The organism is Chimaeribacter arupi (assembly GCF_002858805.1).
In the GTDB taxonomy this organism is placed as follows: Bacteria; Pseudomonadota; Gammaproteobacteria; order Enterobacterales; family Enterobacteriaceae; genus Chimaeribacter; species Chimaeribacter arupi.
Genome location: NZ_PJZI01000019.1, coordinates 73,015 through 93,153 on the forward strand (window position 1 = coordinate 73,015; position 20,139 = coordinate 93,153).

The 20,139-nt window shown below is 62.3% G+C and carries 18 protein-coding genes; 5 read left to right on the forward strand and 13 right to left on the reverse strand.

The window, feature by feature from the left end; all coding sequences use genetic code 11:
* Positions 1-20 precede the first annotated feature (20 nt).
* The 8 genes from CYR52_RS12575 to rppH form a co-directional block, all read right to left on the reverse strand.
* The gene (locus tag CYR52_RS12575) at positions 21-353 is read right to left on the reverse strand and encodes a prepilin-type N-terminal cleavage/methylation domain-containing protein (protein WP_072932567.1); all 333 of its coding nucleotides are present in this window, start codon (positions 351-353) and stop codon (positions 21-23) included.
* Positions 350-790, reverse strand: a complete 441-nt coding sequence (locus CYR52_RS12580; protein ID WP_072932570.1) for a DUF2509 family protein — start codon at positions 788-790, stop codon at positions 350-352. Before CYR52_RS12580 ends, CYR52_RS12575 begins: the two co-directional genes overlap by 4 nt.
* Positions 787-1,386 (reverse strand): prepilin peptidase-dependent protein, encoded by a 600-nt coding sequence (locus tag CYR52_RS12585; RefSeq protein ID WP_101828690.1) that lies wholly within the window; start codon positions 1,384-1,386, stop codon positions 787-789. Before CYR52_RS12585 ends, CYR52_RS12580 begins: the two co-directional genes overlap by 4 nt.
* The gene (locus CYR52_RS12590; RefSeq protein ID WP_079205318.1) at positions 1,377-2,018 is read right to left on the reverse strand and encodes a prepilin-type N-terminal cleavage/methylation domain-containing protein; all 642 of its coding nucleotides are present in this window, start codon (positions 2,016-2,018) and stop codon (positions 1,377-1,379) included. Before CYR52_RS12590 ends, CYR52_RS12585 begins: the two co-directional genes overlap by 10 nt.
* Before the next feature lie 48 nt (positions 2,019-2,066).
* Positions 2,067-2,861 carry a thymidylate synthase gene (thyA, locus tag CYR52_RS12595; RefSeq protein ID WP_072932574.1) on the reverse strand — a complete coding sequence of 265 codons (795 nt, stop codon included), beginning with the start codon at positions 2,859-2,861 and terminating at the stop codon, positions 2,067-2,069.
* Position 2,862: 1 nt separating this feature from the next.
* Positions 2,863-3,735, reverse strand: a complete 873-nt coding sequence (lgt, locus tag CYR52_RS12600) for a prolipoprotein diacylglyceryl transferase (protein ID WP_072932576.1) — start codon at positions 3,733-3,735, stop codon at positions 2,863-2,865.
* 139 nt (positions 3,736-3,874) lie between these two features.
* On the reverse strand, positions 3,875-6,121 hold the full coding sequence (gene ptsP / locus CYR52_RS12605; protein WP_072932579.1) for a phosphoenolpyruvate--protein phosphotransferase: 2,247 nt from the start codon (positions 6,119-6,121) through the stop codon (positions 3,875-3,877).
* A gap of 12 nt (positions 6,122-6,133) precedes the next feature.
* Complete coding sequence (gene rppH, locus CYR52_RS12610; RefSeq protein ID WP_072932581.1) at positions 6,134-6,661, reverse strand: RNA pyrophosphohydrolase; 528 nt, start codon at positions 6,659-6,661, stop codon at positions 6,134-6,136.
* A 692-nt stretch (positions 6,662-7,353) separates the two neighbouring features.
* On the opposite strand from rppH, the gene mutH reads away from it, so the two are divergent.
* From mutH to CYR52_RS12630, 3 genes are all read left to right on the forward strand, one after another.
* Positions 7,354-8,034, forward strand: a complete 681-nt coding sequence (mutH, locus tag CYR52_RS12620; protein WP_101828691.1) for a DNA mismatch repair endonuclease MutH — start codon at positions 7,354-7,356, stop codon at positions 8,032-8,034.
* A 122-nt stretch (positions 8,035-8,156) separates the two neighbouring features.
* On the forward strand, positions 8,157-8,375 hold the full coding sequence (locus CYR52_RS12625) for a YgdI/YgdR family lipoprotein (RefSeq protein WP_072932587.1): 219 nt from the start codon (positions 8,157-8,159) through the stop codon (positions 8,373-8,375).
* Between the two features lie 241 nt (positions 8,376-8,616).
* On the forward strand, positions 8,617-9,657 hold the full coding sequence (locus CYR52_RS12630) for an NADP(H)-dependent aldo-keto reductase (RefSeq protein ID WP_072932590.1): 1,041 nt from the start codon (positions 8,617-8,619) through the stop codon (positions 9,655-9,657).
* 85 nt (positions 9,658-9,742) lie between these two features.
* Here CYR52_RS12630 and lplT read toward each other — a convergent pair whose 3' ends face one another.
* From lplT to CYR52_RS12645, 3 genes are all read right to left on the reverse strand, one after another.
* Entirely contained in the window at positions 9,743-10,942 is a 1,200-nt protein-coding gene (gene lplT / locus CYR52_RS12635; protein WP_101828692.1) for a lysophospholipid transporter LplT, read from the reverse strand.
* Positions 10,939-13,128 (reverse strand): bifunctional acyl-ACP--phospholipid O-acyltransferase/long-chain-fatty-acid--ACP ligase, encoded by a 2,190-nt coding sequence (aas, locus tag CYR52_RS12640; RefSeq protein WP_101828693.1) that lies wholly within the window; start codon positions 13,126-13,128, stop codon positions 10,939-10,941. Before aas ends, lplT begins: the two co-directional genes overlap by 4 nt.
* Before the next feature lie 332 nt (positions 13,129-13,460).
* A complete protein-coding gene (locus CYR52_RS12645) occupies positions 13,461-15,752 on the reverse strand; it encodes a molybdopterin guanine dinucleotide-containing S/N-oxide reductase (protein ID WP_101828694.1) in 2,292 nt (763 codons plus the stop codon).
* Between the two features lie 142 nt (positions 15,753-15,894).
* Here CYR52_RS12645 and CYR52_RS12650 point away from each other — a divergent pair, with 142 nt between their 5' ends.
* Both CYR52_RS12650 and galR read left to right on the forward strand, forming a co-directional pair.
* The gene (locus CYR52_RS12650) at positions 15,895-17,037 is read left to right on the forward strand and encodes a pyridoxal-phosphate-dependent aminotransferase family protein (protein WP_101828695.1); all 1,143 of its coding nucleotides are present in this window, start codon (positions 15,895-15,897) and stop codon (positions 17,035-17,037) included.
* Between the two features lie 229 nt (positions 17,038-17,266).
* On the forward strand, positions 17,267-18,313 hold the full coding sequence (gene galR / locus CYR52_RS12655; protein ID WP_072932604.1) for an HTH-type transcriptional regulator GalR: 1,047 nt from the start codon (positions 17,267-17,269) through the stop codon (positions 18,311-18,313).
* Between the two features lie 36 nt (positions 18,314-18,349).
* Here the strand turns inward: galR and CYR52_RS12660 are convergent, their stop codons facing one another.
* Both CYR52_RS12660 and CYR52_RS22665 read right to left on the reverse strand, forming a co-directional pair.
* Positions 18,350-19,471 carry a ribosomal protein uL16 3-hydroxylase gene (locus CYR52_RS12660; RefSeq protein WP_072932606.1) on the reverse strand — a complete coding sequence of 374 codons (1,122 nt, stop codon included), beginning with the start codon at positions 19,469-19,471 and terminating at the stop codon, positions 18,350-18,352.
* Positions 19,472-19,516: 45 nt separating this feature from the next.
* The gene (locus tag CYR52_RS22665) at positions 19,517-19,879 is read right to left on the reverse strand and encodes a hypothetical protein (RefSeq protein WP_165699088.1); all 363 of its coding nucleotides are present in this window, start codon (positions 19,877-19,879) and stop codon (positions 19,517-19,519) included.
* Positions 19,880-20,139 lie beyond the last annotated feature (260 nt).

The following is a 20,139-nucleotide window of genomic DNA, read 5'->3' on the forward strand; positions in this document are numbered from 1 at the left end:
AGCAACACCGGGGCGGGGTTTTAACATAATAACCGGCGCACCGTCACCTGTTGCTGTGCCGGGGCCGTTACGGTAACACTCGCCCAGCGGCAGCCGCCGGGGGCACCGGCAGACGCGCTGCTGATGGTCAGTTGCCAGCCCTGGGGCACCGGTAACAGCCCGCTCTGATGGCCGGTCAGGCTGAAAGCCTCCAGGTGCTGGCCGGCCAGCCGCCATGCCTGCTGCACCTGCCGTTGCCGGTCAAACCCCGCCGTCAGTGCCTGCTGGTAGGTGAGCAACCCCAACAGCGAGACGGCAAACAGCATCGCGGCAAACAGCACTTCAATCAGGGTAAAACCCTGCTGCGTCGTCATGGCACGGCTTCTCCGTCACAGTCATGCGGGGCCTTTTCCGGGCAGAAATCCAGCCAGCCCCCGGCTTGTAAGGTCAGCCGCCCGCCTTTACCGGGGGCAGCCAGCCGGTAAAGGAACAGCGGGGAATCGTCTGCCCGCTGCCCTTCCCCACGCAGCAGGATAACGCCCGGCGCGGACGCGGCTTTTATGCAGCCGTGCAGGCTGCCGGGATGAAAGGCCCGGCATTGCCATGTGGTGTTTGCCGGCGGCCAATTCAATGTTTCCGCCCAGGTGAGGGAGGACGCAGCCTGATGCCAGGCCAGCACATGTTGCCGCGTTCCGGCGGTGAGCCGCACCGCTTCGTCAAGCTGGCGGTGCAGCGCCGTCATGCCCATCAGCCCCAGCAGCATCAGCCCCATCAGTGTCAACAGCAGGGCGTTGCCCTGTTGCCGCCTCATGCGTTTGCCCCGGTCAGTAAACGGACGATCTGATGCGGGGTTACACCCTGCCGGTGTTGGCCGCTCAGAGTGAGTTGCAGCACGCTGCCTGCGGTTTCGCGGGCGTCGGTAAACGTAAAACCGGTGACGGTGACCTCAGCCGGATCGAACAGCCTCTCCCAGCCCGTGCCGCCGCAGTGCGCCACGCCACGCTGCGTCTCCAGCGCACCGGCCACCAGGCGGTAGCCAAAGGTTTCCGCCTCCGGCCCTGCCGGTTCCCAGCGGCCATTGCGGTTGAGGTCATACGCCAGCACGATGCAGCCCCCTGCCCCTGCCCCTGCCCCCGCGCCGGGTGCCGTGCTCAGGCGAATGGCGTGGCGGCCGCAGGCTGCCCCGGCACAAAACCCCGCGCGGCGCAGATCTTTTTCGAGGGTGTCCGCCACCTGATGCAGGGCATGATCCAGCCAGAACAGCTGACGCAGGCGCTGCCCCTGCTGGTAGATTGCCGGGTAACTGCCGGCTGCGGCCAGCATCACCACACTGCCGATGCCCATCGCCAGCAGGATTTCCGGCAGGGTGAACCCCTGTTGCCGGGCACCGGGCCTGTTCAGCGGCATGGCGGCACCCCACTGACCGTATTTTCAGCGCAGAGCCGCAAGCGTCCGTGGCCGGAAAGCACGACCCGGATGCGCCCGGCAGCATTGCCGAGGGTGAGATGGCCTGGCTGGGCGGTATTGCGCAGGCCATAAAACCCCATGCCGTTGCCGCTGAAGTCCACTATCGCCACGCCCTCCCCGCCGGGCCGGAACACCCGCAGTGCGTTCCCGTTGCACCCGTCAGGCACGTCATTCAGCCGCGTGACGCAGCCCGTCGGTCCCAGCGTCACCGCAAGCAGGTGCGCCTCATTGCGGGCGTTGGCCTGCGCCTGCATCCGGCCCAGAAAGGCCTGGAGCGTCTGGGCGCTCTGCCGCAGGCGGTGCGCCTGGCGCATTGTCTGGCCGTAATAGAGGCTGCCGCCGGTCAGGATGGCAATCAGCCCCATTACCACCAGCATTTCAAGTAAGCTCATGCCCTGTTGTTTCCCTGTGCGTCTGTTCATGCGGGCCAGTGTAAGGCGCAAAACCGCCCCGGCCAGCGGGCGGTGGCGGAACAGGAACCCATTACGCACCCCGGCATTGCAACGGCGGGAAACCGGCATTTTTCTGGAAGGTATCCCGCAAAACCGGCGGCGGCGGGCGGATGCAGGCATAAAAAAACCGAAGCCATTGGCTTCGGTTCTATACAGCAGAAGGATGAATCAGATCGCGACCGGGGCCTTGATGGCCGGGTGCGGGTCATACCCTTCAATCTCGAAATCGTCGAAGCGGTAATCAAACAGGGAGTCAGGTTTGCGCTTGATCACCAGTGTCGGCATCGGGCGCGGCTCGCGCGTCAGTTGCAGGCGCGCCTGCTCCAGATGGTTGCTGTAGAGGTGGGTGTCCCCGCCGGTCCAGACGAAATCCCCGACCTCCAGATCACACTGCTGCGCCATCATATGCACCAGCAGCGCATAGCTGGCGATGTTGAACGGCAAGCCGAGGAACACATCGCAGGAGCGCTGGTACAGCTGGCAGGAGAGTTTGCCGTCCGCCACGTAGAACTGGAAGAACGCGTGGCACGGGGCCAGCGCCATGCTCTCCAGTTCACCCACGTTCCAGGCGGAAACGATGATGCGGCGGGAGTCCGGGTCCTGTTTCAGTTGCTGCACCACGTTCGCCAGCTGGTCTATCTGGCGGCCGTCCGCGGCACCCCAGGCACGCCACTGTTTGCCGTACACCGGGCCGAGGTCGCCGTTTTCATCGGCCCACTCATCCCAGATGGTGACGTTGTTTTCACGCAGGTAGGCGATGTTGGTTTCGCCTTTCAGGAACCAGAGCAGTTCGTGAATGATTGACCGCAGGTGGCAGCGCTTGGTGGTCACCAGCGGGAAGCCCTCTTGCAGGTTGAAACGCATCTGATGGCCAAAAATCGACAGCGTGCCGGTGCCGGTGCGGTCAGCTTTCGGGGTGCCCTGATGGAGCACGGTGTTCATTAAATCCAGATACTGTTTCATGTTACCTCACAACGGTTTTCTGTGGGCGGCGGTAGGCCCAAATCATCATAATGACGCCCGCCACGATCATCGGAATCGAGAGGATCTGCCCCATACTGATAATGCCGTCGAACAGCCCCAACTGGGCGTCCGGCTGGCGGAAATGCTCCACAATGATGCGGAAGGCGCCGTAACCGATCAGGAACAGGCCGGAGACGCTGCCCATCGGCCGCGGTTTGCGGATAAAGAGGTTCAGGATCAGGAACAGCACCACCCCTTCCAGCAGCAGTTCATAGATCTGCGACGGGTGGCGCGGCAGCACGCCATACTGGTTCAGCAGCGGCAGCAGGGACGGGTCAGCGACGGCAATCGCCATATCTTCACTGCGCGAGCCGGGGAACAGCATCGCCCACGGCGTGTGGGTGGTGACGCGGCCCCAGAGTTCACCGTTGATGAAGTTGCCGAGGCGGCCGGCACCGAGGCCAAACGGGATCAACGGCGCAATAAAATCAGAGACCTGGAAGAAGGTGCGGTGGGTGCGGCGGGCAAACAGCAGCATCACGCAGATCACACCCAGCAGGCCGCCGTGGAACGACATCCCGCCATCCCATACTTTGAACAGGTAGAGCGGGTTATCGAGGAACAGCGGCAGGTTGTAGAACAGCACATAGCCTACGCGGCCGCCGATAAACACACCCAGGAAACCGAAATAGAGCAGGTTTTCCACTTCATCTTTGGTCCAGCCGCTGCCGGGCTTGTTGGCGCGGCGCACCGCCAGCCACATGGCAAACACAAAGCCCACCAGGTACATCAGGCCGTACCAGTGGAGGGAAACCGGGCCCAGGGAGAAAATCACCGGGTCGAAGTCAGGAAACGCCAGATAGCTGTTACTCATCCATCACCACAATTTGTCGAATGTTAGCCCCAGGGGGGTCAGCAGGTTGCGAATCATAGCATAGGCGAAAAGCGGTCCGGGGCGGGAATAGGTATTTATCTGTAAAGAAAGGCGTCGGCGTCAACCGGCCAAAACGCGGCTATTTACCGCCGCGAATCAGCCCGCCGAGGCCACGGCGCTCCATAAACGCCGAGACGATGTGGCGCACGTCGGCGGTATGCGGGGCGGTGAGCACCCTGGCGGCCAGCGCGTCCGCTTCCTCACGCGTCACACGCCGCAGCAGGTATTTGATACGGGCAATGCTGCGCCCGTTCATGCTGAGGTGGCGGAAGCCCAGCCCGACCAGCAGCAGCGCGCCCATCGGGTCACCGGCCATCTCGCCGCACAGGCTAAGATCCAGCCCAGCCTGTGCGCTCTGGTCAGCGATCATTTTCAGCACCCGCAACATCGACGGGTGCAGGCTGTCGTACAGCGCCGCCACGCGGGTATTGTTGCGGTCCACCGCCAGCAGGTATTGCGTCAGGTCATTGGTGCCGACCGAGACGAAATCGACCCGCCCGGCCAGGTGGGGGATCAGGAACACCATCGCCGGCACTTCAATCATGATGCCCAGCCGCACCGGCGGCAGAGAGTAACCGAGCACCTCCTGCACCTCACGCCCGGCGCGCTCAATCAGGCGTTTCGCCTCATCGATTTCTTCCAGGCTGGTGATCATCGGCAACAGGATGCTGAGGTTGCCGGTGGCGGCATTGGCGCGCAGCATGGCGCGCACCTGAATCAGGAAGATTTCCGGCTGGTCGAGGGTGATGCGGATGCCGCGCCAGCCAAGGCAAGGGTTCTCTTCGCTGATCGGCATATAGGGAAGCTGTTTATCTGAGCCGATGTCGAGGGTGCGCAGCGTCACGGACTTCTGCGGGAAAATCTGCAACATGCCCTGATACTGCGCTACCTGCTCCTCTTCTGACGGGAAACCGCTTTGCAGCATAAACGGGATTTCCGTGCGATAGAGGCCGATGCCGTCCACCCGGCCGCCGAACAGCTTTTCATGGTCGGCACTCAGCCCGGCATTCAGCAGGGTGAAAACCCGCTCGCCGCTTTTCAGCTGCGCCGGTTCCTCCACGTCATCTTCCGCGCGCTGGCTCAGCTCCAGCTCTTCGTTGATCAGCCGCTGGTACTCCTGGATCAGCACCGGTTCCGGGTCGATCAGCAGTTCACCGCGATAGCCGTCAACGATCAGCGTGCGCTGGTTGAGCAGCGAGGTCTGGATGTCGGCGCCCATCACGGTCGGCACACCCATTGCCCGCACCAGGATCGCCGCGTGGGAGTTGGCGGCCCCGTCGCGCACCACCACCCCGGCCAGCCGCTCCGGCGGCACTTCCGCCAGCAACGTGGCGGTCAGTTCGTCGGCCACCAGCACAAACCGCTCCGGCCAGGGGATGTCGCCCTGCACGCTGTCGTCGAGGTGGAACAGCAGCCGCTGGCCGAGCGCGCGCAAATCCCCGGCACGCTCGCGCATGTAGGCGTCCTGCAGGCTGGCGAACTGGGCAGCGAAATGCTCCACCACCTTTTTCACCGCCCACTCCGCCACGGAGCCGCCGTCTATCTCAAAATAGAGCTCACGCTTCAGGCGGGCATCATTCAGCAGGTGGGAGTAGAGGTCGAAGATCGCCGCGCTCTCTTTCTGCGCGCTGGCGGTAAAGCGTTTGCTGAAGCGGCGGAACTCCGCCCCGGCCTCTTCCAGCGCACGGGTCAGGCGTTCGCGCTCCCGGGTGCTGTCGAGGGTCGATGCCATATAGACCAGATCCAGCGACGGCTGCGAGCAGTCCTGCCAGCCCACGCCAATCGCCACGCCCGGTGAGGCGGGCAGCGCTTTGACGCGCGTCTGGCGGAAGCGGCCAAACAGCTCGGTCAGCTGCACCTGGGTCAGGAACCCGGCGATCTGCGTCGCCAGGGTGACCAGGAACGACTCTTCGCTCTCGTCGAACTGGCGATGTTCGCGCTGTTGCACCACCAGCACGCCCAGCAACTGGCGGCGGTGGATAATCGGCACCCCGAGGAAGGAACGGAAACGCTCCTCTTTCACCTGCGGGACATATTTGAAACTGGGGTGGCTGTGGGCATCGGCGAGGTTGATAGGCTCCGCCAGGCGGCCCACCAGCCCCACCACGCCCTCATCAAAGGCGAGCGTCACCTGTTTACCGCGCGGTTTTTTCAGGCCGCGCGTGGCCATCAGGTAGTAGCAGCGGCGATCGTTGTCCGCCAGGTAGATGGAGCAGACTTCAGTGTCCATCGCCAGGCAGGTTTCGTTGACGAGCAGATCCAGCGCCTCGTTTAGGCTGGTTGCCGCAGCGACTTTTTCAACAATTTCTCGCAAACGCGTGAGCATAATCTGCGTGACTTAACCTCTTTTGCGACGGTAAGCAGGGGGTGAGCGAGGCGGGCTTAACTCCTGCACCGGCATCACGGTTGTGGAAAACTCTTTCATCACACGGCGATAGACATCACGTTTAAAGGAGACGACCTGCCGTACCGGATACCAGAAACTGACCCAGCGCCAGCCGTCAAATTCCGGCGTGCTGCTGCGTTGCATATTGATATCCGCGTCGTCGCACATGAGCTGCAAGAGAAACCATTTTTGCTTTTGGCCGATACAAACCGGCTTTGTGTCCCAACGCACCAAACGTTTTGGCAATTTATAGCGCAACCAGTTGCGGGTTGAGGCCAGAATGCGCACATCTTTCCGGTTCAGCCCCACTTCTTCAAACAGTTCACGGTACATCGCCTGCTCAGCGGTTTCACCGGGGTTAATCCCCCCCTGAGGAAACTGCCAGGAGTGCTGACCGTAACGACGGGCCCAGAGTACCTGCCCCTGCCGATTACAGATTACGATACCAACATTCGGGCGGTAGCCATCATCATCGATCACCGGACTACCTCAAATAAGCGTAAATGCATATGCCTTGATTGTTTCACACTCCCAACAGGCGGTAAACCACTGCTTATCAGCCGTTCATCAGGAATAACACCGGGATAACCCACAGCTTCCTGCCAAGTTATAAACATATCCCCGGCTACACCCCCGATTTTATTCACGTTTTCTGTGGATATCTTTGTGCAGAACTTCAGGGTAACGCCTTAAACCCCCCGGCGGTGGATAACTTCACCCCTGGTCACTCTCAGCATTATCTTATTTAAAACAGCACGATAACCCCGTATGCCGCGGCGCGGCGGCAGAGATAATGTGAGCAATATCACCTTTCATTGTTGATGAGGTTAAAAATGAAACAAAGTTGGTTTTATCCACAGATAATGCCAATTTATTGGACATAAAAAGAGTAAATTATCCAAAACCCCGCCGCGTCAAGCCTGTGGATGAAACCAGTAGTACGTATTAAGCCGGGTTATCCCAAAAATCTGTGGATAACCTGGTGTAAGATCCTGTTTATTGTCAGCGGCAAACGGTGAAAAAAAGCGGTGCCTTTCAGGTTATCGGCAAATTAACAGAAAAATTTATCAGCTAAATCATGCTATTATTCTGTTTTTCCCCCACCTGGCGCGAAATACCGCTCCCAGGGGAAAGACCAGTACATTTTTTAACCACTCCGACAGGTGACACGCATGGGCCTCTCTCCCCTTCCTCCACCGCAACACAGTGATGAACTGCTGCAACGCGCCCAGGCGCTGGCCGGGCACTCACTGGGCGACCTGGCCACGCAGGCCGGCATCGCTATTCCGGCCAATTTAAAACGGGATAAAGGCTGGGTTGGGATGCTGCTGGAGTTCTACCTCGGGGCCACCGCCGGCAGCAAAGCAGAGCAGGATTTCCCGGCGCTGGGCGTGGAGCTGAAAACCATCCCGGTGGATGCCGCCGGGAAACCGCTGGAGACGACCTTTGTCTGCGTGGCCCCGCTCACCGGTAACAGCGGCGTCAGCTGGGAACGCAGCCATGTGCGCCATAAACTGTCGCGGGTGCTGTGGGTGCCGGTGGAGGGCGAACGCGTGCTGCCGCTGGCAGAGCGGCGCATCGGTGCGCCGTTGCTCTGGTCGCCCAGCCCGGAAGAGGAAGATCAACTGCGCTGTGACTGGGAAGAATTGATGGACATGATCGTGCTCGGTAAGGTTGAGAGCATCACCGCCCGCCACGGCGAGGTGCTGCAACTGCGGCCCAAAGCGGCCAACAGCAAGGCGCTGACCGAGGCGATAGGCGATCGCGGCCAGCCGATCATGACGCTGCCGCGCGGGTTCTACCTGAAAAAGAACTTTACCGCGGCGCTGCTGGCGCGGCATTTCCTCATGTGAGGGCAGCGTTAAGGTAAGCGTGCGGAAAATCAGACTTTTGGAGGAGATTTTGCCTGGCTTTTTATGGCAGTTTGCTACGCTTAATACACCTTTGCCGTCTGCCGAATAGTAAGGAAATCATCATGAAAACATGGGCCATTGCTGCCTCTGCGCTGGTTGTTGCACTCTCTCTCACCGGTTGTTCCAGCGATTACGTCATCGCCACCAAAGAGGGCAATATGATCCTGACTCAGGGTAAACCGAAAATTGATAAGGAAACCGGCTTAATCAGTTATACGGATGAGCAGGGTAACCAGCGTCAGATTAACGGCGACAGTGTTAACCAGGTGATTGAAAGGTAACAAATTAGTTAACCATTGCCCGGCGGGAAACAGCATTGTCCGGCCGGGCCGGGTGGCTTCCGGCACCCACCGGGCTGCGCCCTTCTCTTCCCCGGCCACTTTCCCCCTCCCGGCAGCTTGGTTATAGTCAATCCGGCATTGATCATCTGTGCGAGAAGAAAAACGCGATTGTGAAGAAAAGATAACGTCCCCAGAGACGCATTTTTTCAGCCTATATTCTTAACACTAAGGAAAACCGGCAATGCATTATCACCGTATCCCCCACAGCTCTTTGGAAGTCAGCGTTCTGGGATTGGGCACCATGACCTTCGGTGAGCAAAACAGCGAAGCCGATGCCCACCAGCAACTCGATTATGCCCTGTCCGCCGGGATTAACCTGATCGATACCGCAGAAATGTACCCGGTGCCGCCGCGCCCTGAGACACAAGGGCTGACTGAAAGCTATATCGGCAGTTGGCTGAAGGCGCGCGGCTGCCGTGAGAAAGTGGTGCTGGCAAGCAAGGTGTCCGGGCCGTCACGCGGCAGTGATGCCGCCATCCGCCCCGACCAGGCCCTCGACCGTAAAAACATCCGCAACGCGCTGGATGCCAGCCTGAAACGCCTGAACACCGATTACCTCGACCTCTACCAGCTGCATTGGCCGCAGCGCCAGACCAACTGCTTCGGTAAGCTGAACTACACCTACACCGATGACAAACCCGCCGTGACGCTGCTGGAGACGCTGGAAGCGCTGAACGAGCAGGTTCGCGCCGGGAAAATCCGCTATATCGGCGTCTCCAACGAAACCCCGTGGGGCGTGATGCGCTACCTGCAACTGGCGGAAAAGCACGACCTGCCGCGTATTGTCTCGATCCAGAACCCCTACAGCCTGCTGAACCGCAGCTTTGAGGTGGGCCTGGCAGAGATAAGCCACCACGAGGGCGTGGAGTTGCTGGCCTACTCCAGCCTGGCGTTCGGCACGCTGAGCGGCAAATACCTGAACGGTGCCAGACCGGCCGGCGCGCGCAATACCCTGTTCAGCCGTTTCACGCGCTATACCGGGGAACAGGCGGAGCAGGCGATTGCTGAGTACGTGGCGCTGGCGAAACGCCATAACCTTGACCCGTCGCAGATGGCACTGGCCTTTGTGCGCCAGCAGCCGTTTGTCGCCAGTACCCTGTTGGGTGCCACCACGCTGGATCAACTGAAGCTCAACATCGACAGCCAGAACCTGGTGCTGGATGAAACGATCATGCAGGAACTGGAAGCGATCCACCGCCGCTTTACCATTCCGGCGCCGTAACCTTCTGCACATCAGGCAAAAAAAACAGGGCGGAAATTCCGCCCTGTTTTCATGGTGAGGGGTGTTTGAGGGGAATGACCGTGGATTAGCCCGTCCGCCGCCCCTGCCAGAGCCACAGCCCGCCAATCGCCAGCGCAAACAGCACACCAAAGCCAATCCCTACCGCCACCACCGGCGTGCCCAGCTTCACCACCAGCGAGTAGAGGCCGAGCATCAGCAGCATCGCGCTGTTTTCCCCCAGGTTTTGCACCGCAATCGCGTTACCCGCCCCGACGGTGAGTTTGCCGCGCTCCTGCAACAGCGCGTTGAGCGGCACCACAAAGAAGCCGCCGAGCAGGCCAATCGCCACCAGCAGCACGGCTGCATTCACCAGCTGATGCTGGAGCGCAAACAGCACCACCGCCACGCCCATTAAAATCCCGGCCGGCATACAGCGTTTCACGGTTTTCAGCGTCACCAGCCAGGCCGCAGCCCCGGCCCCGAGCACAATGCCAATCGCCACAAAGGCGTTCAGCAGCGTCGGCAGGGTGTGGGTGGTGATGCCGAGCGCCACCGGCACCCACAGCACCAGCAGCAACCGCAGCGTGACACCCGCGCCCCAGAACAGGCTGGTGCCCACCAGCGAGAAACGGGCGCCGCTGTCCTGCCACAGGGTGCGTGCCGCCTGCGCAAAGGCGCTGACCATCCGCACCGGGTGCCACGGCTGGCCGGGGCGCGCCGCCGCCAGCCGCGGGATAAACAGGTTCGCCACCACCGCCGCCCCATAGGCCGCGGCACACACGCCGATGGCCGCCAGCAGGTGCCAGTCCGCCAGCCAGCCACCGGCCACCGACCCGAGCAGGATTGCGGCGATGGTCGAGGACTCCATCAGCCCATTGGCTTTGACCAGCTGCTCACCGCGGGTGATCTCGCCGAGGATGCCGTACTTGGCCGGGGAATAGGCCGCAGCCCCCACGCCCACCAGCGCGTAGCCGAAGAACGGGTTCAGCCCGGCCAGAATCGCCGCCGCCCCCACCAGCTTCAGCAGGTTGGCGACCATCATCACCCGCCCTTTGGCGACGCTGTCGGCAAACTGCCCGACAAAGGGTGCCAGCACAATATACGCGGCGACAAACGCCATCTGGAGGATCGGCTGGCTCCAGTCGGGGTAGTGTTGCTGGGTGATCAGCGCCAGGGTGGCGAACAGCAGCGCGTTGTCACCAAAAGCGGAGAGGAACTGCGCCACAATCACCGCCACCATACTGCGCGACAGCAGGCCGTCACCGGCCTTCAGGTTCTGCATCATGCTGTGCTCTCCGGGTTTTCGGCCATCTGGCGCAGGGCGACGAAGTCAGGTTTACCGCTGCCGAGCAGCGGCAGGGCTTTCACCACGCGGATGTCACGCGGTACTGCCAGCTCCGGGGTGCCGCTGTCACGCGCGGCGTTCAGCAACTGTTCGCGCGTCAGCCCGCGATCGGTGGTGAACAGCACCAGCGTCTCGCCGCGGGTGCTGTCGGGGCGCGAGGCGGCGGCGTGTTGCCCTTCCGGCGAGGCCCGCAGCGCCAGTTGTTCGACACTTTCCAGTGACACCATTTCCCCGGCCAGTTTGGCGAAGCGCTTCACCCGGCCAAGGATGGTGCAGAAGCCCTGTTCGTCCAGCGTCACGATGTCGCCGGTGTCATACCAGCCGGGCTGCATCTGGCCTTCACGGTTTTCCGCCGCCGGTGTCTCCAGCCGGCCGGGGTTTTCCACCCGCAAATAGCCTTTCATGATGTTCGGCCCTTTCAGTTGCAGCCGCCCGCCCTGCTCAATGCCCGCCACCGGGATCAGGCGCGCCTGCATACCCGGCAGGATGCGCCCGACAGTGCCCGCTTTCGCCGCCATCGGCACGTTAATTGCCACTACCGGCGCACACTCGGTGACGCCGTAGCCCTCCAGGATGCGGATGCCGAATTTATCCTGCCAGACCTGTTTCGTGCCGGCGGAGAGTTTCTCTGCGCCCGCCACCACGTAGCGCACACGTGCGAAATCATACGGGTGGGCGAAGCGCGCATAGTTGCCGAGGAAGGTGGACGTGCCGAACAGCACCGTGCAGTTGCGGTCATACACCAGTTCCGGCACCACGCGGTAGTGCAGCGGGCTGGGGTAGAGGAACACGCGGCTGCCGGTCATCAGCGGCGTCAGCAGCCCCACCGTGAGGCCGAAGGCGTGGAACAGCGGCAGCGCCGACATAAAGCGGTCACGCGGGGTGAAGTCCGCCACGGTGCGAATCTGCTCGACGTTCGCCAGCAGGCTGGCGTGGCTGTGCACCACGCCTTTCGGGTTGCCCTCGGAACCGGAGGTAAACAAAATGACCGCGGCATCGTCCGGCTTTTGCGGCACCCTTGCCCGGCGCGGGAACAGCAGATGGGTGAGGATCCAGAGCTTGTCTTCCGTGGTCACGGTGTCTTTCAAATCTTCGAGATAGACCCAGTTGGCCTCCGTCACCTGCTCCGGCAGCGCAGTCAGGTTGCCCTTCTCAAGGAACTGGCGCGAGGTGACGATGGTGCGGATCTCCGCCGCTTTCATCGCACTGCGCAGGCCCTTCACCCCGGCGGTGTAGTTCAGCAGTGCCGGCACCCGCCCGCGCAGCGTCGCGCCGAGGATCGCCGCCGCCATGATGGTGGCATTGGGCAGCAGCAGCCCGACATGCTCGCGCTCCTGCGTGAAACGTTGCAGGATGCGGCTCACCCCGAGCGTTTTTTTCAGCAGCCCGTGGTAACTGTCCTCCTGGAAATTGATGTCTTCAATCACCGGCTTGAAGCGGCCGTAACGGGTCTGCGCCGCCAGCAGCGCGTCGAACAGCGTCTGCGGCTCACACGTCGCCATGCGCGCGTCCATCATGATCTGATGCAGGCGCGCCCCGGCCAGCACCCGGCGCTCACGGGCGCGCGGGGCGTCCGGCATCGGCACCCTGGTCGGCGGCAGCACGCGGATCGTGACTTTCGGGAACAAACGGGTCTGGAAATCGCCGCGCAACCGGCCGAACGGCGTGAACTCCGCGCCGTCGATGCGCACCGGCAGCACCGTGGCACCGGAACGGGCCGCAATAAAGGCCGCGCCGTCATAAATTTTCATCAGCGAACCGGTCACTGTGATCCGCCCTTCGGGGAAGACCACAATCGGCCGCCCGGCCTGCACCTCGCGCACCAGCCGCTTGATCGCCATCGGGTTGGTGGGGTCGAGCGGCACAAAATCGACGTAGGGCTTAATCAGCCGCATAAACCAGCGGTCAGTGATACGGCTGTAAACGGCAAACACCGGCTTAACCGGCAGGAATAACGCCAGCAGCGCGCCGTCGAGGAATGAGACATGGTTTGGCGTGATAAGTAACTTGTCATGCCGGAACTGCGCCGGGTCAGCCTCGACCGAGACACGAAACAGGATTCTGAATAATCCCCTGAGCAATGCATACACAGCCCATCTCCTTATGAGGAAACCGGGCAACAACATGCTGCCCTGAACAGGGCACAGGATAGCGTACCCGCCCGCCACTGACGACCGGGCAACAGTAAAGTGTTAATTAAGTGAAGCCACGGGCGGGGCAGAAATCGCAGGCAAAAAAAAACCTACGCATCCGCGTAGGTTGGTGCAATTGAATAGGCTCTCAACATACAGAGTATGTTGATTTCTCACCAATCAATACCTCTGGGACGTCCTACTCTAGAGATCGCCCCCTTAAGAAACCACCGCTGAATCGAAAGAGTTCTGCTCTAAATGCAACCAACTGTAAAATCCCTTCCGTTCATGTAATCAACGAATTAAAAGTACATAAACCCGCGGTTTTATGGTTTTTTTCCCACGGCCTGCGGCGGGGTTTCTACGGCGCTCACCTCCACCAGGCAGCTCATGGCATTTGGCCCCTGAGTTAATGACGACGTCCCTATATCCAGCGTCAATACATTCGGGTTGCCCGCCTGCTCCACGTCTTCACGCTGCGTGCCGAAGCCGGGATCAAACCATGCGCCGGTGGCCATCACCACCACGCCGGGGGCGAGGCCCGCATTCAGGCGCAGCCCGGCGAGGCAGGCCCCGCGCGCATTATGCACCCGCACCACCCCGCCCTCACGCAGGCCACGGGCGGCGGCGTCATCCGGGCGCATCTGGATCGTCTCTTTCCCGGCCGTTTTATTGCCCTGCGCCAGCGGGGCCTGATCCAGCTGGCTGTGCAGGCGATCGCTGGGCTGCACGGTGATCAGGTGCAGCGGCCAGCGTGCGGCGGCGGCGTCCCCCAGCCATTCCACCGGCGGTTGCCACTGCGGGTGCGGGGCCATGTCGGCATGGCCGAACCCGGCCAGCGTCTCGCTGTACAGCTCAATCTTGCCGCTCGGCGTCTTCAGCGGGTGGCGCTGCGGGTCTTGCCGGAAACGCTCAAAAAAGACGTACGGCGTGCTGGGTTGCGGCAACTCAACGTGGCCGCGCTGCCAGAAGGTGTCGAAATCCGGCCAGGTGACGCCGGTGCCCGCCTGCGCCTCGCCGCACTGCTGGTAGATATGGCGCAGCCACGCCTGCTCATCACGCCCGCCGGTAAAGGCGTCACGGTAGCCGAGCCGCTCGGCCAGCTCGCTGAAAATATCGAAATCGTTGCGGGCCTGATGCAACGGCGCAATCGCCTGATGCATGGCGAAGACGTAGCGATCGCGCGAGGAGCCGCCGATGTCGTTGCGCTCCAGGGTCGAGGTCACCGGCAGCACGATGTCGGCCAGCTTCGCTGCCGGTGTCCACCAGATGTCCTGCACGATGATGGTCTCCGGCTTCTCCCAGCCTGCCAGCAGCCGGTTGAGTTGCTGGTGATGGTGGAACGGGTTGCCGCCCGCCCAGTGCACCAGCTTAACGTCCGGATAATGGTGGGTTTCGCCCTGGAAACTGTAGGGCGCGCCGGGGTTGAGCAGCATGTCGGCAATACGCGCCACCGGGATTGCCAGCCCGGCCGGGTTCGGCACGGCGGGCATTGACGGCCCCGGCGTGTCATGGCGCGGGTTGCCGACGCTGTTCATCGAGCCGTGGCCGAACGAAAAGCCGCCGCCCGGCAACCCGACCTGGCCGAGCATCGCACTCAGCGCAATCATCATCCAGTAAGGTTGCTCGCCGCGATGGGCGCGCTGGACGGCGTAGGCGCAGGTGATAAAGCTGCGTACGCCAATTAACTGTTGTGCCAGTTGGCGGATGCGCGCCGCCGGGATGCCGGTGATCGCCGCTGCCCAGGCCGGGGTTTTTGCCACGCCGTCACTGCTGCCGTTCAGGTAGGCGCGCAATGGCGGCCAGCCGGTGCAGTACGTCGCCATAAAGGTGTCATCCACGGCACCCAGCCGGTCAATCTCATGCCCCAGCGCCAGCATCAGCGCCACGTCGGTATTGGGGCGGATCGGGATCCACTCCGCATTGAGGAACGCGGGGCAGTCGTCACGGGTCGGGCTGATGTTGATAACCGGCGTGCCCTGCGCGGCCAGCCGCGCCAGCCAGGGTTTCAGCGTATGTTCACCCGCGCCGCCGGAGGCCACCTGCGCATTTTTCAGCGCCAGCCCGCCAAAGGCCACCAGCACGTCCGCGTGGTCAGCCACGCTCTGCCAGTCGGTGACGCGCCCGGTCAGCGGGCTGAAGGTGCCGATCACATGCGGCAGGAAGAATTGCGCCGCGCCCCAGCTGTAATTGCCGACCTGATCGACCCCGCCGCCGCCGCTGAAGTAAAAGCGCCGCACCAGCGAACGCGCATGGTGCAGGCGCCCGGCGGAGGACCAGCCGTAAGAGCCGGTAAACAGCCCGCCGGGGCCGTGGCGGTCGCGTACCCGCTGGTTCTCTTCTGCGACCAGCGCCAGCGCCTCGTCCCATTCGACCTCAACAAATTCCTCACGCCCGCGCAGGCTGCGGTCACTGTGTTCACGGCGTTGCAGCCAGGAGCGGCGCACTGCCGGTTTGCGGATGCGGCTATCGGCGTAGATCGCCGGGGCGATGGCGGCCAGCATCGGTGACGGGTCACGGTCAGCGGCAAAGGGCTCGCAACCGGTCAGCACGCCATCGTCGACGACAGCAGTGTAGGCGCCCCAGTGCGCCAGGTGCGGGAAACGTTGTATCGGCATGGTTATTGTTCGCAGGCTATCAGGCAGGCCGTCAACCTATCACCAACCGCCCGCCTTGCCAAATCTGCGCCGCCGCCCGTGGGGGCTTCTACACTTTACAGATGATGGTTTACGCACCGCCGCTGGCGGAAAAGGAGCCGTGATGGCCGATCCCTGCTGGTACCCGCTGCTCAGCCTGCCGCCCTACCCGGCTGAGCGTTTTGCGCCGCTGGCTGACCGGCTGGCGCGGCTGCTGATGACGAAAAACGATCTGCTGCTGATCCAGGGCGAGGCGATGCTGGCGCTGGAGTCGGTGGCGGTGAGCCTGTCGCGCCCCGGTATGCATATCCTGAATGTGGTCACCAGCCCCTACGGCCTCTACTTCAGCCAGTGGCTACGGCGCGGCGGCGCAGAGGTGCACGACGTCAAAGCGCCGTCCGGTTACCCGATCACGCCGGCGGCGTTTGATCAGGCGCTGAACGCTATGCCGACGCTGGACGCAGTGGTGCTGGCGCATGGTGAGGCGGCCAGCGGTATTGTTAACCCGCTGAGTGAGATTGCCGCGCGCGTCCGCCAACGCCAGGCGCTGCTGGTGGTGGATGCGGTGGCGTCGGTCGGCGGCCATACGCTGGATGTGGACGGCCTCGGCATTGATATCGCGGTGATCGGCCCGCAAAAAGCGCTGGGCGGCCCGGCGGGCCTGTCTGCCGTCAGCGTCAGCGCACGCGCCTGGCTGCGGCTGATGACGCCCGCCGGGTACGCGCAATCCTGCCTGTCACTCACCGAGCTGAAACGCCAGTGGCTGGATCGCGGCCGCGGCGCGCTGCCCGGCACGCCCTCCGCCGGGGATTTCTGGGCGCTGGAATCCGCGCTGGACCGGCTGGAAAACGAAGGGCTGGTCGCCCTGATTAATCGCCACCTCAAGGCCGCGCAGGCGACACGCGCCGGGCTGCGGGCGCTGGGGGTGGTGCCGTGGGTATCAGACGAGGCGTGCGCGTCGTCGCTGGTGACGGCTGCCCCGGTACCGGAGGACGTTGATACCGATGCCTTAATCGCGGATGCATTGGCGCTGGGCGCGGCCATCTCGCCCGGCGTCGGGGTGATCGCCCACCAGTTGGTGCGCCTTCACCACAGCGGCATCCATGCCGTGTTTCCCTCCGTGTTAACCAATGTGGTGGCTTACGGCGCGGCATTGGCGCGCCACGGCTGCCCGGCGGATGTGGCGGCGGCCGCGGCGGTCATCACCCATCATTACCTGCCGCTGCCTGGTGCAGCAGGCCATCAGCATACAGAGCCGACGTTGTAACCGCTGCCATTACGCCCGGTGATTATCTTTCGAGTGAAAGCCCCGCTTTCGCCGGAAAAATGCCTGTTTCTTTCGGTTGCAGCCCCAGTATGGGATCTGGCTCCCTTGCAGCCGCGGTGCTTTTCCGCAAAACTGAGGTGTAAGCGATTACCCCGCTGCCTGATGATGACATCAGGCGATGTAATCAGGCTGCCGTACACGGCACCTCACTTTGTATGATGGAATCACTATGGCCACGATTAAGGATGTTGCCAGGCTGGCGGGCGTTTCCGTTGCCACGGTATCACGCGTTATCAACCACTCCCCGAAAGCCAGCGAAAATTCACGCCTCAGCGTATTGAGCGCCATGGAGCAGCTGCAATATCACCCGAATGCCAATGCCCGCGCGCTGGCCCAGCAGTCCAGCGAGACACTGGGGCTGGTGGTCGGCGATGTCTCCGACCCGTTTTTCGGTGCGATGGTGAAAGCCGTGGAACAGGTTGCCTATAACACCGGGAATTTCCTGCTGATCGGCAACGGCTACCACAATGCGGAGAAGGAGCGGCAGGCGATTGAGCAGCTGATCCGCCACCGTTGCGGCGCGCTGGTGGTCCATGCCAAAAAATTGCCGGACGAGGAGCTGGCCGGGCTGATGGCGCAGATCCCGGGAATGGTGCTGATTAACCGTATTCTGCCCGGCTTTGAGGCGCGCTGCGTGGCGCTGGACGACCATTACGGTGCCTGGCTGGCGACCCGCCACCTGATTCAGGCCGGGCATCAGCGCATCGCGGTGATCTGCTCGAACCATCAGATCTCCGATGCCCATGACCGGCTCCAGGGCTATCTGGACGCGCTGAAGGAGCACAATATTGCGGTGGATGACCGGCTGATCGCCTATGGCGAGCCGGACGAAATTGGTGGCGAGCGGGCGATGATCGACCTGCTCGGCCACGGCAAAACCTTTACCGCCGTAACCTGTTATAACGACCCGATGGCCGCCGGGGCGCTGTCGGTGTTGAGTGATAACAGCATTGAGGTGCCGCAGCAGATGTCCCTGATTGGGTTTGATGATGTGCTGATTTCGCGCTACCTGCGCCCGCGCCTGACCACGGTGCGCTACCCGGTGGTGACGATGGCCAATCAGGCCGCTGAGCTGGCGCTGGCGCTGGCCAACAACCAGCCGCTGCCGGAAACCACCCACATGTTCAGCCCGACGCTGGTGCGCCGCCATTCGGTGATGGCCCCACCGGCCACGGCCCCGCAGCCGGTGCAGGCACCGGCCGGAGAAACCCCCTGAAGATTTCCCCAGCCGGTTTTTTATCCGGCAGGCTGTTTACCCGGAAAAGTACCAGTAGCCGCGGTTAATCAGCCCGGTCAGCACGGCCAGGAAAGCCGGATTCTGCCACGCCTCGCCCAGTTCTTCACGGCCCAGGGTGGTGTAGCGGCACAGCGCATCGGCCGCCGCCGGGTCGGGGGCGTCCAGCCGTTCGCTGTTGACGAAGCAGCGATCGCCGACGCGGATGACACGCAAGCCGCTCAGGCGGACCAGCGTTTCGCCTGCCTCGAGCGCGGCGGCGACTTCATCACTGTCATACGGGGGTTCTGCCGGGGCGATGTCCAGCTCATGGCGCGGCGTGGTGACAAACTGCCCGAGCCACTGGGTAAAGTCATCCGGTTGGTTGATCATCGCGATCATCATGTCGCGCAGGCGCTCCACTTCATGCGCCTCCATGCAGCCCGGATGCGCCCGGCGAGTTAACGCCGGGTCGCGGTAGTGTTCGCTGCCCAGATCGTTTTCCAGTGCGTAGTCGGCGAAGCTGCTGATCAGATCGCGGCCATTCGGCCCGCGGAAGCCCACGGAGTAGTTGAGGGCGGTGTCCAGTGTCTGGCCGTCATGCGGGAAGCCGGGCGGGATGTAGAGGATGTCGCCGGGTTCGAGTTCCTCATCAATAATCGGGGTGAACGGGTCCACATGCAGCAGGGCGGGATGCGGGCAGAACTGGCGCATCGGCAGGTTTTCGCCGACCCGCCAGCGGCGGCGGCCCATGCCCTGGATGATAAAGACGTCGTACTGGTCGATATGCGGCCCGACCCCGCCGCCCGGCACGGAGAAGGAGATCATCAGGTCATCCAGCCGCCAGTCCGGCAACACACGGAACGGTGTGACCAGCGCCGCCGACGGGAGGTGCCAATGGTTCACCGCCTGCGCCAGCAGCGACCAGCCGGTTTCCCCGAGGTGGTCAAACGCCTCGAACGGCCCATGCTCCGCCTGCCACTGTCCGTTTTTATAGCTCACCAGCCGGCTATCGACTTCATTCTCCATCGCCAGCCCGGCCAGCTCATCCGGCGTAATCGGGTCTGCAAAGTGTTTAAACGCCTGTTTCAGCACCACCGGCCGTTTTTGCCAGTACGTTGTTAAAAAGTGATCCCAGTCCAGCTCAAGTTGATAATCCATAACGACGCGCCCATGTGCGAAAAATGAGCCTGATTATAGGGAGCCTCACCCGCCCGCCACCTTGTTATGGGTCAAGTCTTCACCGGATGGAATTTTATTCATTTCTGAGAAAAACCAGGAAATTGCAGCGGGATAAACGCCCTGCTTTTTCCTGACATACCCAAAGAGTTGCAGGTTGGCGGCGGCATAAAAATCATTGCCAAGTGGAGCCGCAGGGCCGGGCGAGCGGGCAGAAAAAATAAAGTCTCTCCTATTCTTTCCTGACATACCCAAAGATTTGCAGTCTGGCGGGGGCGTAAAAATCATTGCCGAATGGAGCCGCAGTACATGAACACAGCCACGTTCAGCGAAATCCCACGAGCTATTCTTTCCTGACATCCCCAAAGAGTTGCAGCCTGGCGGTGGCATAAAAATCATTGCCGAGTGGAGACGCAGGGCCGGGTGAGCGGACAGGACGTCCGCGAGAGGGACAGCCACGCCGGGAGCGTGTCTGCGGCGACCCGAACAGCCTGGAGGCCGAAGGAGGGAACCCGCAGCGCGGGCAATAATTCTGCCGGGGCACCGAACGCGCGCGGGTGCAGGGCCGGCGCGCCGGCAGGCCCTGCTCGGTTGAGGATCGGATGGCCGGGTAGACAATGACACATAAACAACCGAAACCGACCACCCAT